At 41.3% G+C, this 14,566-nt stretch carries 15 protein-coding genes; 2 read left to right on the top strand and 13 right to left on the bottom strand.

The annotated features are described in order from the left end of the window. Positions 1–90 precede the first annotated feature (90 nt). From ACVRYP_RS00320 to ACVRYP_RS00275, 10 genes are all read right to left on the bottom strand, one after another. Positions 91–1,125 carry a M42 family metallopeptidase gene (locus ACVRYP_RS00320; protein ID WP_447466834.1) on the bottom strand — a complete coding sequence of 345 codons (1,035 nt, stop codon included), beginning with the start codon at positions 1,123–1,125 and terminating at the stop codon, positions 91–93. Further along, the gene (locus ACVRYP_RS00315) at positions 1,122–1,523 is read right to left on the bottom strand and encodes a hypothetical protein (RefSeq protein WP_447466833.1); all 402 of its coding nucleotides are present in this window, start codon (positions 1,521–1,523) and stop codon (positions 1,122–1,124) included. Before ACVRYP_RS00315 ends, ACVRYP_RS00320 begins: the two co-directional genes overlap by 4 nt. A gap of 135 nt (positions 1,524–1,658) precedes the next feature. Next, on the bottom strand, positions 1,659–2,576 hold the full coding sequence (locus tag ACVRYP_RS00310) for an aldo/keto reductase (protein ID WP_447466832.1): 918 nt from the start codon (positions 2,574–2,576) through the stop codon (positions 1,659–1,661). A gap of 96 nt (positions 2,577–2,672) precedes the next feature. Further along, entirely contained in the window at positions 2,673–4,139 is a 1,467-nt protein-coding gene (locus ACVRYP_RS00305) for a TrkH family potassium uptake protein (RefSeq protein WP_447466831.1), read from the bottom strand. A gap of 2 nt (positions 4,140–4,141) precedes the next feature. Beyond that, positions 4,142–5,497, bottom strand: coding sequence for a Trk system potassium transporter TrkA (gene trkA / locus ACVRYP_RS00300; RefSeq protein ID WP_447466830.1), 1,356 nt, complete (start codon positions 5,495–5,497; stop codon positions 4,142–4,144). Between the two features lie 61 nt (positions 5,498–5,558). Beyond that, the gene (locus tag ACVRYP_RS00295; protein WP_447466829.1) at positions 5,559–5,870 is read right to left on the bottom strand and encodes a DUF5960 family protein; all 312 of its coding nucleotides are present in this window, start codon (positions 5,868–5,870) and stop codon (positions 5,559–5,561) included. After that, positions 5,863–6,231: a hypothetical protein gene (locus ACVRYP_RS00290; RefSeq protein ID WP_447466828.1), complete on the bottom strand. Its 369-nt coding sequence runs from the start codon at positions 6,229–6,231 to the stop codon at positions 5,863–5,865. The genes ACVRYP_RS00295 and ACVRYP_RS00290 overlap by 8 nt, the downstream gene beginning before the upstream one ends. Next, a complete protein-coding gene (locus ACVRYP_RS00285; protein WP_447466827.1) occupies positions 6,228–7,652 on the bottom strand; it encodes a Y-family DNA polymerase in 1,425 nt (474 codons plus the stop codon). Before ACVRYP_RS00285 ends, ACVRYP_RS00290 begins: the two co-directional genes overlap by 4 nt. A 16-nt stretch (positions 7,653–7,668) precedes the next feature. Next, positions 7,669–8,373 carry an XRE family transcriptional regulator gene (locus ACVRYP_RS00280; RefSeq protein WP_447466826.1) on the bottom strand — a complete coding sequence of 235 codons (705 nt, stop codon included), beginning with the start codon at positions 8,371–8,373 and terminating at the stop codon, positions 7,669–7,671. 115 nt (positions 8,374–8,488) lie between these two features. Continuing rightward, on the bottom strand, positions 8,489–9,331 hold the full coding sequence (locus ACVRYP_RS00275; RefSeq protein WP_447466825.1) for a DegV family protein: 843 nt from the start codon (positions 9,329–9,331) through the stop codon (positions 8,489–8,491). 126 nt (positions 9,332–9,457) lie between these two features. On the opposite strand from ACVRYP_RS00275, the gene ACVRYP_RS00270 reads away from it, so the two are divergent. Both ACVRYP_RS00270 and ACVRYP_RS00265 read left to right on the top strand, forming a co-directional pair. Beyond that, positions 9,458–10,051: a TetR/AcrR family transcriptional regulator gene (locus ACVRYP_RS00270; protein ID WP_447466824.1), complete on the top strand. Its 594-nt coding sequence runs from the start codon at positions 9,458–9,460 to the stop codon at positions 10,049–10,051. Between the two features lie 170 nt (positions 10,052–10,221). Next, on the top strand, positions 10,222–10,692 hold the full coding sequence (locus tag ACVRYP_RS00265) for an LURP-one-related family protein (RefSeq protein WP_447466823.1): 471 nt from the start codon (positions 10,222–10,224) through the stop codon (positions 10,690–10,692). Positions 10,693–10,940: 248 nt separating this feature from the next. Here the strand turns inward: ACVRYP_RS00265 and add are convergent, their stop codons facing one another. From add to ACVRYP_RS00250, 3 genes are all read right to left on the bottom strand, one after another. Then, positions 10,941–11,939, bottom strand: a complete 999-nt coding sequence (add, locus tag ACVRYP_RS00260; RefSeq protein ID WP_447466822.1) for an adenosine deaminase — start codon at positions 11,937–11,939, stop codon at positions 10,941–10,943. Positions 11,940–12,071: 132 nt separating this feature from the next. Further along, entirely contained in the window at positions 12,072–13,616 is a 1,545-nt protein-coding gene (locus ACVRYP_RS00255) for a peptide chain release factor 3 (protein WP_447466821.1), read from the bottom strand. 152 nt (positions 13,617–13,768) lie between these two features. Next, positions 13,769–14,464, bottom strand: a complete 696-nt coding sequence (locus ACVRYP_RS00250) for a YwaF family protein (RefSeq protein WP_447466820.1) — start codon at positions 14,462–14,464, stop codon at positions 13,769–13,771. Between the last annotated feature and the right edge of the window lie 102 nt (positions 14,465–14,566).

The raw sequence follows: 14,566 nt of genomic DNA, 5'->3' as shown, positions 1-14,566 counted from the left end.
TTACCGCTTACAATGTTTATGCTCAAAAATTAACAAATTACGAAAAGGAAAGTCATCCATTTCTTTTATGGAGAGTTCCCTGTGTGAATTTTAGTCAAGCATGTCACTTCTGAGGTAAACATCAACCAGGGATTCGGTTGCTTTTACGGAATCTTCATGGGTCCGCTCATAAGAATGGCTGGACTCAATCCCAGCTCCTAAAAGGGCATGGCGAACATCTGCTCCCGCTCGCATAGCCGCAGACGCATCACTACCATAATAGGGATAAATGTCTAACTTATACGGAATATCATTCTTCTTACAGAGGCTAACCAAGTGCTGACGCAGTTCAAAATGATAAGGTCCTGATCCGTCTTTGACACAGATAGATACCGTGTACTCATCAGTCTGCTGGTCATCCCCCATGGCTCCCATGTCAACCGCCAGATATTCAACCACCTTAGAATCAATATTGGAATTGCCACCGTAACCGATTTCTTCATTGTTTGAGAAATAGAAGTGCGTCGTGTAAGGTAAGCTGATACCGTCTTCCTTGTATTGCTTCAAGAGATGGAGCATGATGGCTGCGCTGACCTTATCGTCCAAGTGGCGGCTCTTGATGAAGCCATTCTCCGTCACGATAGTTCGTGGGTCAAAGGAGATAAAATCCCCGACTTCAATGCCCAAGGAACGTGTTTCCTCAGCAGACGTTACTTTTTCGTCTAGACGCACTTCCATATTGGCTTGATTACGCTCTGCTGTACCTGCATCACGATAGACATGAACACTGGTTTGGTGCATCAACATGGTTCCCGATACAGTTTTGCCGGTCTTGCTGATATGTACGGTGCAGTTTTCACCCTCGATGGCGTTGTAGACAAAGCCTCCAACCAAGTCCATCTTGAGACGGCCATCTGGCTTAATGGCCCGTACCATAGCACCTAAGGTATCTAAATGCGCTGTGATAAAGCGGTGCTCGGCATCGTTTGCCCCAGCAACTGTGACCAAGACGCCACCTTTAGGAGTCAAAATTGGTTCATAGCCAAAATCTTGAGTTTCAGCCATGATGAAAGCCATGATTTCCTTAGTATAGCCTGTTGGTGATGGGGTAGTGGTCAGTTTTGTAATGTAATCAATGGTATTCACTTGTGGTTTCCTTTCGAGAAATAACGGTCATATAGTTTATCACACCAGTTTATCCATAGTGTGTCGTAATCCACTGCAGTTAGAATCTCTGTTCCTAAGTCTGCAATAGAGGTTATTCCTTTATCCTTTGTAGCTTGGATACAAAAACGATAAAAGTCCCAGTTCCAGTCTTCCTGCTCAAGTTGAACAGGTATCATTTCCAAACCTTGTTGATAGGCCACAAAAAGCCGTGAATGCCCATCGACAATAATCCACTGGTCATCTATTTGTTTAATAGAAATAGGTTCAAATTGGCTTAAATCATCTGCTTGAAACCAGGTACAAATGGTTTCAAGTTTTGCCTCAGATAGGTAAAACTGACTGGGTTGCAGGTTTAAAATTGAAAATTCTTTCATCATAGTGCACTTAACTGTTGATAGCTGTATTTTTTTCTACAGCAATCACAAGTCTTCGTCGTTAAAACATAGAAATCCAAAAGATTGCTTAAAAGTAAGAGTCTGTCCGGATAAACAGTTATAACATTTCGACGCGTTTTATGGCAAAATATTTCCAGCTGACAGGTAAAGCTTGTACCATTCTTGACGCGTTAGCTCAATATCACAGGCCTTGGCCACATTTTCAAGACGTTCTGGTGTCATAGAACCAATAATGGCCTGCATTTTAGCAGGATGACGCAGAATCCAAGCGATGGCAATGGTTTCAGGAGCAACGCCCTTTTCAGTGGCTAATTCTTCCAGCACAGCGTTTAATTCTGCGTAGTCAGGATGACCAAAGAAAGTTCCCTTGTCAAGTGCAATCAAAAACGGTGACCATGTCTGAATGGTAATCTTTTTTAGACGGCAGTAATCTAGAACACTGCCATCACGGTTAACGCCGCCATCAGTCAGCATATTGACCTGAAGACCAGCATCAATCATCGGAGTGTGGGCAATGCTGAGTTGCAATTGGTTAACTAAGAGTGGCTCATCCAGATAACTTTGGAGCAACTCAATCTGGTAGCTATTGACATTGCTAAGCCCAAAATAACGCACTTTACCACTAGCTTTTAATGTTTTAAAAGCTTCAGCAACTTCTTCAGGTTCTAAGAGAGCATCTGGGCGATGCAAGACCAAGACATCCAAATAGTCTGTCTGTAGGCGTTCTAAAATGCCATCAACAGATTCCAGAATGTAGTCTTTTGAGAAGTCAAAGAAGCCTCGGCGGATCCCACATTTTGACTGAATGATGATGTCTTCCCGTTTAACGCCTAACTCCTTGATAGCTTGCCCAAAGAGAACTTCTGACTGCCCGCCACCATAAATATCGGCATGGTCAAAAAAGTTAATACCTAAGTCAAGACTGGTCTTGATTACTTCCTTGGCTTTTTCCAAATCTACACCAGCTAATCGCATACAACCGAGGGCTAAACGTGACACTTCTAAATCGAATTGTCCGAGTCTGATTTTTTCCATTTTAAATCTCCTTTTGATGGTAGAGTTACTAACTGTATTGTACCATAAAATAAAAAAGCGGTTGCCAATAAACACTAGGCAACCATCAATAATATTTTAATTTTTTTGCTTAAATAATCCTTTTATCGTTGCTGGTGCAAAAAGAATTAAAATAGGGTAGATTTCTAAACGACCTGCCAACATGGAAAAAGTTAGAACTAACTTATTCCAATTGGAATAAGCAGAGAAATTGGCCAGCGGTCCAACTTCTCCTAAACCTGGACCAATATTATTAAAAGTTGCAGCTACAGCTGTAAAGGCAGTCGTAAAGTCCTTGGACTCCAATGCAACACTAAACAATATCAATATGAATACGACAATATAGATAAGCAGATAATGACTAAGATTTACCTGAGTAGATTTTTCAATGACTTTTTGGTTGAACCGGAGAGATACAACACGACGAGGCTGACCAACTCGGCGCAATTCTGCTAGCGCCATCTTAGCATAAATGATAATTCGAGTTACCTTGAGTCCTCCAGCAGTTGAACCAGCACTCCCACCAATAAACATCAATAGGATAAGAATCATCTGAGTAATTAGATGCCATTGATTAAAGTCTGCTGTTGCGAATCCTGTTGTTGTCATAATCGAAGCCACATTAAAGAATGCTGTTCGCAGAGCGTCAGAGTTGCTAGAATAAAACCCAGTTATGCCAACCGTCACTGCCAGCGTGGCAACTCCGACAAGGGTTAGATAAGTTTTAAATTCTTCATCTTTAAAGGCCGAAAGGCCATATCCAATGAGCATGTAATAATAGAGATTAAAGTTAACTCCAAATAAGAGCATTCCTAATCCAATAATCCACTCTACTAGCTCTGGATGTGGATAAATAGAAAATCCAGCATTATTAACTCCAAATCCTCCTGTTCCTGCAGTTCCAAACGATAGCAATAAACTATCAAATAGAGGAACTCCTGATAGGCACAAGACAAGGACTAAAATAGCTGTTAGAGAAACATAAATCGTATACAGGATACGTGCAGTCTGACTTAATTTTGAAACAATTTTTCCAAAGACTGGACCTGGAACTTCTGCCCGCATCAGTTGTACGGTATCTGATCCTGAATTTGGAAGAATGGCCAAGGTAAACACAAGAATCCCCATTCCCCCGATGAGATGGGTAAAACTTCGCCAAAATAAAGACGATTTCGCCAGTGTGGACAAATCAGATAAAACACTCGATCCAGTTGTTGTAAAACCACTAGCAATCTCAAAAAAAGCATCAAAGAAATTAGGTATTTCACCAGAAAACACTAATGGAAGAGCTCCGAACATCGATAAACAGATCCATGACAAAGCTACAGTAAAAATACCTTCACGAGCATTGAGTCTCAATTGCGGTGGTTTTTTAAAGGATAATAAGCTGCCTAAAACAAGAAGTCCTAATATGACACTGGCATAAGCTAATTTTTGACGACTACTCTCTTGATAGATAAAACTGACTATCAAAGGAAGAGCCAGCAAGACAGCTTCAACCTGCAATAGTTTGCCAATAAAATAACGAATAAGTGAGTGCTTCATCCCTAGGCCTCCAAAATATCATTGATATCTGTCAGCTGATTATCTGTCGTTACCAGAATAACACGGTCATGAGGTTGCAGTATGGTTGACCCATTCGGAAAGATTAATTCCTCATCTCGCATAATATTGACAATTAATAAATCCTTCCGAAGTTTCAAACTCTGTAATGGAGTCCCACATACTCGCGAATCTCTAGTGACCCGAAACTGTAAGGCCTCTACCTGATTATCTGCTAATCGGTATAAGGCTTCTACATTAGATCCCTGAGCATTGGCACGGGATCTGATAAATCTTACAATATCATTGGCAATCAATTGTTTTGGGGTGATGATAGACTTGATACTGATATCTCCTAAAATTTTAAGAATTTTAGTTCGGTTCATCTTCGTAATCACCTTTTTGACACCAGCATGTTTAGCATAAACCGATGTGATGAGATTTTCTTCATCAATACCTGTCAAAGAGACGAAAGCGTCATAATCTGTTATCCCTTCATCATCCAAAAGTGAGGGGTCCGTCCCATCTCCTTGGACAATCGTTGCTGCTGGCCACTCTGCACTCAGTATCTCGCATCTTTCTTGATTTAATTCTATAACCTTAGTATCAATACGTTCCTTGGTCAATAGTTTCAAAAGATAATGAGTGATACGACCACCGCCAACAATCATAACACTCCTATTTTGACGTTCATCATCCAAAAGGCATTGACGGAACTTCCCTAAATCCTTCACAAGTCCTGCAACATGGACTCTATCACCTGCTTGAAGACGACTGTCAGCTCTTGGAATCATGATGTCGTCTCCTCGATGAATAATACAAACTCGGACCGTGCCAAATTTCGCTTTGTAATCACTTAAAGGAATACCGACTAAGGAAGATTGAGAAGAAATTTCAAATTCTATCAAATTGATGCGCCCACCCATAAATGTTTCAACACTCAAGGAGGACGGATACTTGATGATGGCAGCAATGTCCCTAGCTGCAGAAAAATCTGGATTGATTAGAATATCAATTCCTAAGCTATCACGGACAAAATCGACTTGGGTTGCATATTCAGGATTTCGAATTCTAGCTACGGTATGTTTCGCTCCAATTTTTCTTGCCATGATGGCAGAAATGATATTTATTTCATCTGATTGACTTGTTGCAATAAAAACATCCGCATCCTCAACGCCTGCCTCGACTTGAATATCGTAGGCTGCACCATTTCCGACTAGACCGGTGATATCATAGTTATCAATCATATAATCTAGAACATCAGGGTTTTTCTCAATAAGAACAATATCATTGTGTTGATTAGCTAACTCTGTACAGAGTACTTCTCCAACCTTACCACCACCGGCAATGACTATTTTCACTCTTACGCCTCCACGCAATATAATAGACTTATTATAGCACAAGCCTCAAAATATAACCAATTTAACCTGTCTTCTCAACTCTAGTCAGTCTGCTATCCATCCCGTCATAGGTATAGAGTCTAACTAAACGATTCTCTGGATAGCTAGAAACCGTGAAATAAAAGCGATGCTCCTGACCATCTTGACTTTTTTTAGCTGATAGTGTAAAGTAATTTCTCTGCCGTTGAGCCATACTTGCTAAGATATCATCAATCAAAAAGGTTAACGGCGTATCTATAATAGAGTATTGGTAAAAGTCCTCCTGCAATTGATAAAAAGATTCCGATCGTAAATCTATCTGAAGTTGGTTTTGCATGTATCGTCGTTCATCCATGGTTTTCCTCAATTAATTCTATTGCTAAAATGCGTTCATAAGGAACCTGCACATAACCCTCCTGACTCTCAAAAAGGACATAATAGCTGTTCATATCCTTGATGATTCCTTGATGCTTGACTAACTGTTGATCTTTTTGACAGATAAGAACACTCTCTAGCCCTTGAAGATATAATTGACCTAAGACTCGCATTTTTTCAGAAAGAGGTAGCGCTTCTGATAAAGTTATTTGATTCCCAAAGTGATCCATGGCTGTGTTGAACTCAGACAAAAAGAAACCCATCCATTTCAACATCCCTCTATCGTAATAATCTTTAGCAGAGTCAAAGGGTAAATACTGACGATCTACATTTCCTATCATTTTAAACCATCCAATCCTCCTGCACTGCCAGAAGCGTGACCTCCTGTTAACAGACTGCGTGCCTTAACACGTGAACCACTTGTCAGCATATTAGCCTTCTGAACAGAGATAAAACCAAATTTTTCTCTAATGAGATCAATAGTCTCTTGCAAATCGTCTTCCTTATCCAATTCCTTTAAATCATCAAACAAGGAAATGACGGTTACCGCTGCATCTACAAAACAGGAATAGCGAATACCGATTCTTCTAACTGCTCCGCCCTGATACTTGGATCGAAACAATTGCACAGCTGTTTCAGCTAAAATCCGGGTGGAAGCAGTCGGATCGAGAGTAGTTTGCGCCTTGATAGCCTTTTGTCTATCTGTTCTTGAATAACCAACATAGACAGAGACGCGGGTTGTTTTTTTGCCTTTTTTGCGCAGACGAGTTGCAACCTGCTCGGCCATTTCTTTTAGGACCAACTCTATTTCCTTTTGATCGTTGTAGTCTCTGGGCAATATCTGGGCATTTCCCAGACCTGAAGATTTGGGTTTGTATACTTCATGGACATTACTCTCATCAACACCGTTCGCATGAAACCAAAGTTGAACTCCCACAACCCCAAATTCTTCTTTAAGCCTATCTGGGTTAGCATTGGCTAGCTCTTTAATGGTATAGATGCCCAAACGATTTAAACGCTTAGCTGTTCGATACCCAATTCCCCAGAAATCTGTTAAATGAGGCAGGGTCCAAACCTTGGATTCAACCTCTTCATAAGACCAATTGGCCCTCATTGTACGAGTTTTTTTGGCCTCGTTATCTAAGGCAAGTTTAGCCAAGAGCGGGTTAGCATTACTCATCCCAACTGTCGCATAAACGCCTGTTTCCTTCCAAATTTGATATTGGATCTGATCTGAGACCAAATCTAATTTTTGACGCCTCGACAAGTCTTTTTCTGGAATAAAATAGTTCAGTGAACCGGTTAAATCGATAAAAGCCTCATCAATAGAATAAGGTAAAATATCACTGGGACTGGCAAAATCTTGAAAGATTTTCTGAATTCGCATATTTTGAGCAATATACTCATCCATCCTAGGTGGGACAATAAAGGTTCTCTGAGCCCATTTTTCAATAAATTCGACATATTCTCGAGTAATAGAGATTCCTTCTTGACGGGCTTTTTGAACATTAAATTTTCGTGTAACGATATCAAAAGGGAGATCATAGGCCCTTCCTACATTGGACTTACCAAAAACAGCTTTAAAGGTCGGTGATGACGCTAAAATTAATCCTTTGGAGGTATCGGTGCGACTCATCACACACAGAGAGGTCGTTAAGGGGTTCAGCCCTCTTGCCACGCATTCAACACTGGCATAAAAGGATTTCATGTCAATGAAGGCTATGTCTGATCTGGGCTCACGGCTGTAATCGATATAACCCATCTTTTACTCTCCTAAATTATTGAAATTCCATCGGCATAAAATGACCAACAATCTTACCGATTATACGCGGTTCTTCATCATAGGGAGCAAATTTATCTGCATATTTTTTATTGAGAGAAACCAGTCGAAGGCCGTCTTCCTCCCGATAAACCTTTTTAATATAGGTTTGCCCATCCCATTCAAGAGCATAAATAGCCCCATCATAGTCAAAGGAGCCTTGACGTATGAGAGCGACCTCACCATTTAAAAATTGCGGTAGCATGGAATCCCCAAAAACATAAGAGGCGAAGTCATGTGGAATTTCTTCATCGTGATAAACAGTGTCATAGTTACCGTCACCAAAGTAGCTGAATCCTGTACCAGCAGACATTTTTTCATAGACCTTGTAGGCATATCTTCGTTTTGGTACGTCAGTTGTCGGCTCAATAAGAGGTGTAACCTTCTGTGCAACTAGTAAATCACTGGCATAAGCTACTGTTTTCTCCTGATTGGTAGGAGTCAGCTGGGTATAAATTTCAGTAATCGTATCATCGTAGAAAAAATAGGTCTCTGCCACACCTAAAATCTCACTCAGGCGTTTCAAATTAGCTTGGTTGGGCCTCGTCTTACCCGATTCCCAATTAAAATACGAGGCACGACTGATCCCCAAACGTCTAGCCATATCTGTTTGTTTGAGTTGGCGTTCTTGCCGTAAGTTCTTGAGACGTTCTCCTTGAAACATAGCATTCTCCTTTTTGTTAGTTTTAAAGCTAACATCAGTTTATCACAGAACACAAAAAGTGTCAATTATTAAACTGACACTTTTTTAAATATTAAGTTTTCTTACAGGACTTACCTTAAATTTCATAGCCCATCAGAATACCGCCTTCTTCCGCATAGAAGGAACAAAGACCTGATGTAGGATAAGCCTGAATATCTGCTTGAGCAAAGTTAGCGGTGATCAACTCAGAGATTTGATCTACATATTTCACATTGTTTCGATGGGCAATAATCACTTTGCCACCTTTATAGCCTGACTTGACCATCTCATCGTAGGCAGCAGTCACAGATTTTTTATGACCACGCGCTTTTTGGAGCATTTCCAAGGTTCCTTCAGCACTTGCTTCACCAACCAAGCGAATATTTAGAAGACCGACAACTGCCCCGACGACCTTGCTAAGACGGCCATTTTTGACCAGGTTATCTACCTTAGCTAAGACAAAGATAAGCTTCGTTTTGTTTTGATAGTCAGTAATCTTTTGAACAATTTCATCAAAAGATAAGCCTTCACTAATCAAGCGTCTCAACTCTAAGACAATCAAGTCCACTTCGCCACCCGCAGATTTTGAGTCAATGAGATGTATTCGAGCGTCTGGATGGTCTTCCTTATACATTTCTGCTGCAACCCGGGCAGCATTGAAACTCCCAGAAAGCGTTCCTGTAACGGTGACAACAAAAATCTTATCAGATCCTTGGTAGGACTGGAGATAATCCTCGGTATTAGGACAGGCTGAGCTGGCTGCTGTCGAAGAGGCATACATCACTTCCATCATATGGTCGATATCGAGTTGAGCATCATCCACAAAGGTTTGATCTCCGACAGAAATCGTCAAAGGAACACGTTCGTATTGTGTAGCATTTGGTAGTTGATCTAGTGTCTTGAATTCACTTGAGGAATCCGCAATAATTTTCCAAGTCATAGCTTTCCCTTTATCACTTCATTTTTAATTTGACATTTAAGAGGTTTATCATTAAAATTATATCATGTAATCGTTATTATTTGTAGACTAAAAAGCTTGTGATGTCACAAAGAAAGGAGAAGTGTCATGTCTAATATGCCAGTAAAGAAAAAGTCGACAGAGCACCTCCAAGAACGGAACAAAGAGTCCAATCAGATTACCAGAGAATCTTTAGAGACAGCTCTACTATTTTTAATGGAAAAAAAAGAGCTTACTAAAATTTCAATTTCTGAACTCGTCGAGAAAGCTGGTGTTTCTCGTAATGCCTTTTACCGCAATTATCAATCTAAAGAACAGATGCTAGAAGAAATGCTAGATAAAGTGGTGAGACGCATGTTCACGGAAGTGAAGACTTCTTCTAAAAAAACAAATGCCCAATTTTCTTGGCTAACTCTCTTTCAAGAAGCCAAAAAGGAGGCTCGTCTCCTACGTGTTGCTTTTCAGCATAACTTAGAAAAAAAAATGAGTGCCCTGGTTTCCGACTTTCTCAGCAAACCAGATAAGGGATGCCAGTCAACTGAAACAAGCGAAGCAAATTCTTATCTCAACTCATTTTGGAGCTCTGCCATTGTCTCAACCTTAGTGAAATGGGTATCTGACGGAATGAAAATTTCCGAAGAAAAGATGGCTAATATGGATCTGCCCTTATTTAACCGAAAGAAAAACAACTCTACTGACTAATCCAAACGCCAAACCTGAGCAACGCTCACGTTTGGCGTTTTATTTTCCTAATATCTTCTCTTAAAACTCTAACAGTAGCTTACTTTTAAATCGTTTGATAATCAAATCATTTGCCAGTTATCAGCAATCTATGCTATAGTGATAAAAAAATATTCATTTAGGAGATTAACATGAAGTTAGTTTTTCAATTAACTGGTTCCTTGGTAAAACACGCTTTAGATATTTACGATGAAGCTGATACGTTGATTTATAAAGTTCGTAGTAAGAACCTGATGTTTGGAGCTAAAAGCAGTATTACAGACGCTTCTGATAAGGAGTTAGCCCAAATTAAGCAAAGAGTTGGCTTGACCTATAACTATGATATCTTTAAAGGTAACGACAAAATTGCCAATATCAAGAAAAAGACTGTCTCTGTAACACCAAAGTTTACTATTTCGGGGCTTGATTGGAAATTAGAGGGCAAATTCCTTACTCGTCAGTACACGATTAAGGATGAAGCTGGACAAATTATTGCCGAGATCGGCAAACAAGGCTTATTACAAGGTGGTGGCTATGAGTGTGACATCGTCGAGCCTTCTGTAGATCCACTCGTCGTTGTCGCTCTAGTCAGCGCGATTGATATTGCAGCTATGCAAAGATAGTATTCCCTTAAAATAGAAAATACCAAAAAACGTTGTGTCCTGAAATAATAGGCTCAACGGTTTTTTGTTGATGTTCTTGAGACAAACAGTCACACAACAGTGACTTTATACTAAAGTAAACTAGGTAATATAAAAGGGAGATAAAGCTGACGTTCATCAAATGCAGTCAAAAACGTCCAAGTTTGTAGTTTAAACAATACACAGAAGTGTACTAAATGATAGTACGGCTTCTACAGCTATCAGATCCCTTATTCGTTTCTAAAATAGCTATCAAGTCCATCCCTTAGATGACTTTTGGTAACTTCATCTGCAAAGCTAGCCTCAATGGCAATATAAGACAACTGCTCTACTTGCTTTCTTGTGAGTCCGCATTGCTTACTTAAGGTCAGGAATTCTCTAGTCAGGGTAGTCTGCGATACTGTACGATTGTCTGTATTAATCGTACACTTAACACCCTGATCTAAAAAATAATGCAAGGGATAGTCAGTCCAGGAAGAAATGGCATTGGTTTGCAGGTTACTAATTGGGCAGAGTTCTAGAACAATTCCCTCTTGAACGACGTGGTTTAAAATCATAGGATCATCTGCGATGGCAACCCCGTGTCCTATTCTAGACGCTCCTAACTGCATAGCCTCATAGACATTGTGGGCACAGCCACATTCGCCTGAATGGAGGGAAATAGCAAATCCTGCCGCCTTGGCAGCTTTAATATAAGTAGCCACGACCTGATTATCATAAGCAGCTTCGTCTCCAGCCGCATCAAAGGCGACCAGATAAGGAAAGGACTGCTGGATGGCCTCCTGGACCAAGCTTAGATTTTGCTCCTCGCTATGGTGGCGCATACCAGAAATCATGAGGTTCACCTGGATGTCAAACTCTTGACGAGCCCGAGAAATCCCCTGACAAACCGCTAAGATTACTTGGGCGATGGTCAGGCCTTGGTGCCGGTGCAATAATGGGGCAAAACGGATTTCAGCGTATTGCACCTGTTCCGCTGCTAAGCTTTCCACCAAAGCATAAGTCCCCAGTTCAAGGTTCTCAACTGTTTGCAGTAATGGCAAAATCGCATCAAAGCAGGTCAGATAGTCTGCTAAATTGGTGCATTTATCTGGAGCCACTGCCTTGTTAGCGTCAAAGATGAGACCATCCTTTTCAGCTATTGCCTCAAGAGTCGCTAGTGGTATTGAGCCATCCAGATGGCAGTGTAAGTCTACTTTGGGCAGATTTTCTATCCAGTGGCGATCCATAGGAGTCTCCTCTCTTCATGCATACTATTGCCCTCTTTCAGGAAAACGAACTGGTCGTTCGAACAACCTGATAGTTACAGGGGCGTTCCCTAATAAGTCAATAAAACATCCTTTGGTGCCTTGGTTTAAACCTTACATCTTCTCTTCGAGCTCAACGTCTGGATACTTATCCGCAAACCAGCGTAAGGCAAAGTCATTTTCAAAGAGGAAGACAGGCTGGTCAAAACGATCTTTTGCCAAGATATTACGGCTAGAGCTCATGCGCTCGTCCAAGTCTTCAGGCTTAATCCAGCGGACGGTTTTATTGCCCATCGGCGTCATGACGACCTCAGCGTTATACTCGCCTTCCATGCGGTGTTTGAAGACTTCAAACTGGAGCTGTCCGACAGCGCCCAGCATGTACTCACCGGTCTGGTAATTTTTGTAGAGCTGGATAGCTCCTTCTTGGACTAGCTGTTCAATCCCTTTATGAAAGGATTTTTGCTTCATGACATTCTTAGCTGCCACCTTCATAAAGATTTCAGGAGTGAAGGTTGGTAGGGGTTCAAACTCAAACTTGTTCTTGCCAACGGTCAGGGTATCCCCTACCTGGTAGGTACCTGTATCGTATACCCCAATGATGTCGCCAGCGACCGCATTTTCCACATTTTCACGGCTTTCCGCCATAAACTGGGTCACATTAGACAGCTTAGCACCCTTGCCTGTCCGTGGCAGATTGACCGCCATGCCGCGTTCGAATTGGCCTGAGACCACACGAACAAAGGCAATGCGATCACGGTGACGAGGATCCATATTGGCCTGAATTTTAAAGACAAAGCCTGAGAAATCCGGATTGAGCGGGTCGATGACCTGCTCATCGGTCGTTTTATGACCATGCGGTTCTGGGGCAAATTTGAGAAAGGTTTCAAGGAAGGTCTGGACACCAAAATTGGTCAAGGCAGAGCCAAAAAAGACTGGCGTCAGTTTGCCATCCAAGATGGCGTCTTCTGAAAACTCATTTCCAGCTTCTGAGAGGAGTTCAACGTCTTCAAGGACTTGGGCATAAAAGGGGTTATTGCCAAAGAGCTTGTCGCCATCTTCAAAGCTAGCAAAGCGCTCCTCACCCTTATAGAGCTCTAAGCGTTCATTGAAAAGGTCATAGAGGCCTTCAAAGGATTTGCCCATACCGATTGGCCAGTTCATAGGATAGCTGGCAATACCAAGGACTTCTTCGAGTTCTTCTAAGAGGTCCAGAGGCTCCCGACCATCACGGTCCAACTTGTTGATAAAGGTAAAAACTGGAATGTTGCGGTGGCGAACAACCTCAAAGAGTTTTTTAGTCTGCGCCTCGATACCCTTAGCGGAATCCACGATCATGACCGCGGCATCCACCGCCATCAGGGTTCGATAAGTATCCTCTGAGAAGTCTTCGTGCCCTGGGGTATCCAGGATATTGACCCGTTTGCCATCATAGTCAAACTGCATAACGGATGAGGTCACTGAAATTCCCCGTTGTTTCTCAATATCCATCCAGTCAGACTTAGCAAAGTTTCCGGTTTTCTTTCCTTTTACTGTCCCTGCTTCACGGATTTCACCGCCAAAATAGAGCAGTTGCTCGGTCATGGTCGTCTTCCCCGCATCCGGGTGAGAGATAATGGCAAAGGTGCGGCGTTTTTTTATTTCTTCTTGTAAGTTCATCTGTGTCTCATTTCTGTTAGTCTTCTAGTCGTTTTCAAAGCTTATCTAATCGTTCTACATGGGATTTCCCCTCTAACGGTGATTGATATTTTCATCCTTTTTATTATAGCGAAAAAGGCTATCTAATGCAATGCTGATAACTAAGAAAGTCCTTAGCCATACTTGCTAAGGACTTTCATTTTCAAACTAGGTTTAACCTGTAATAGTTGATGGGTAAAGACCAATAAGGCAGACAATCCCATAGTGACAAGGATATAGTTAGAGATGATGGAGTGACCTCCTATAACTGGAGGATGTCTTAAAAAGCCATAGTCTCCTCCGGTCAACTGGTTAACAACAACAAGGACTATATTGATCAAAAGCGTATTGTTTACTATTTTCCCTACTGACAAGTTGCTCCTACCATCCTCCATTTTCGATAAATGAAGAAGACTGTTGACATAGAGGGCAAGATGACCCAGAAAAAAAGTAAAAAATGTTAAATGAGGAAAGGCATAGTTATCCAAAATGGGGTATACAAAGGCTAAAATTGTTCCTACAATGCCCATGGTAGCAAAATACTGCTTCAGAGGTGAGCGGTCAGGTAATAAAAGCAAACCAAACATAGCCAACCGGCAGTGGTATAAAGGAAGGCTAATGGATAAAGGGAACCTATATGCCAAGTACCAACTATAGAGGGCAACTATTTGAAGCACCTGCAGGCTGAAAAAGAAACCCTTATAAAGCGGTTGCTTCCGAAAAAATTTTGTTAAAAGGGCAAACACCCAGAGGGAAAAGAGCAAAAGAAGTCTCCATTCATACCCAATGCTGGGTGGAGAAGCTTCCTGAGCCGTCCAAAAATCTGCCATTTATCATATTCTTTCTAAATTCTTTTTACTTATTATACCATGGTGTAATAAGTAGGAAAAGCATTAGCTGATTTCTCCTTTGACCAACCATTTACTTTGATA

The sequence above is a fragment of the Streptococcus rifensis genome, assembly GCF_053203525.1.
This window is presented reverse-complemented; position numbering and strand designations above follow the sequence as displayed.

Bases quoted from the DNA above. Each gene is read 5' to 3' on its own strand.
- ACVRYP_RS00315 (WP_447466833.1), bottom strand. From the start codon at position 1,523: ATGATGAAAGAATTTTCAATTTTAAACCTGCAACCCAGTCAGTTTTAC.
- ACVRYP_RS00310 (WP_447466832.1), bottom strand. From the start codon at position 2,576: ATGGAAAAAATCAGACTCGGACAATTCGATTTAGAAGTGTCACGTTTA.
- ACVRYP_RS00305 (WP_447466831.1), bottom strand. From the start codon at position 4,139: ATGAAGCACTCACTTATTCGTTATTTTATTGGCAAACTATTGCAGGTT.
- ACVRYP_RS00295 (WP_447466829.1), bottom strand. From the start codon at position 5,870: ATGGATGAACGACGATACATGCAAAACCAACTTCAGATAGATTTACGA.
- ACVRYP_RS00290 (WP_447466828.1), bottom strand. From the start codon at position 6,231: ATGATAGGAAATGTAGATCGTCAGTATTTACCCTTTGACTCTGCTAAA.
- ACVRYP_RS00285 (WP_447466827.1), bottom strand. From the start codon at position 7,652: ATGGGTTATATCGATTACAGCCGTGAGCCCAGATCAGACATAGCCTTC.
- ACVRYP_RS00280 (WP_447466826.1), bottom strand. From the start codon at position 8,373: ATGTTTCAAGGAGAACGTCTCAAGAACTTACGGCAAGAACGCCAACTC.
- ACVRYP_RS00275 (WP_447466825.1), bottom strand. From the start codon at position 9,331: ATGACTTGGAAAATTATTGCGGATTCCTCAAGTGAATTCAAGACACTA.
- ACVRYP_RS00270 (WP_447466824.1), top strand. From the start codon at position 9,458: ATGTCTAATATGCCAGTAAAGAAAAAGTCGACAGAGCACCTCCAAGAA.
- ACVRYP_RS00265 (WP_447466823.1), top strand. From the start codon at position 10,222: ATGAAGTTAGTTTTTCAATTAACTGGTTCCTTGGTAAAACACGCTTTA.
- add (WP_447466822.1), bottom strand. From the start codon at position 11,939: ATGGATCGCCACTGGATAGAAAATCTGCCCAAAGTAGACTTACACTGC.
- ACVRYP_RS00255 (WP_447466821.1), bottom strand. From the start codon at position 13,616: ATGAACTTACAAGAAGAAATAAAAAAACGCCGCACCTTTGCCATTATC.
- ACVRYP_RS00250 (WP_447466820.1), bottom strand. From the start codon at position 14,464: ATGGCAGATTTTTGGACGGCTCAGGAAGCTTCTCCACCCAGCATTGGG.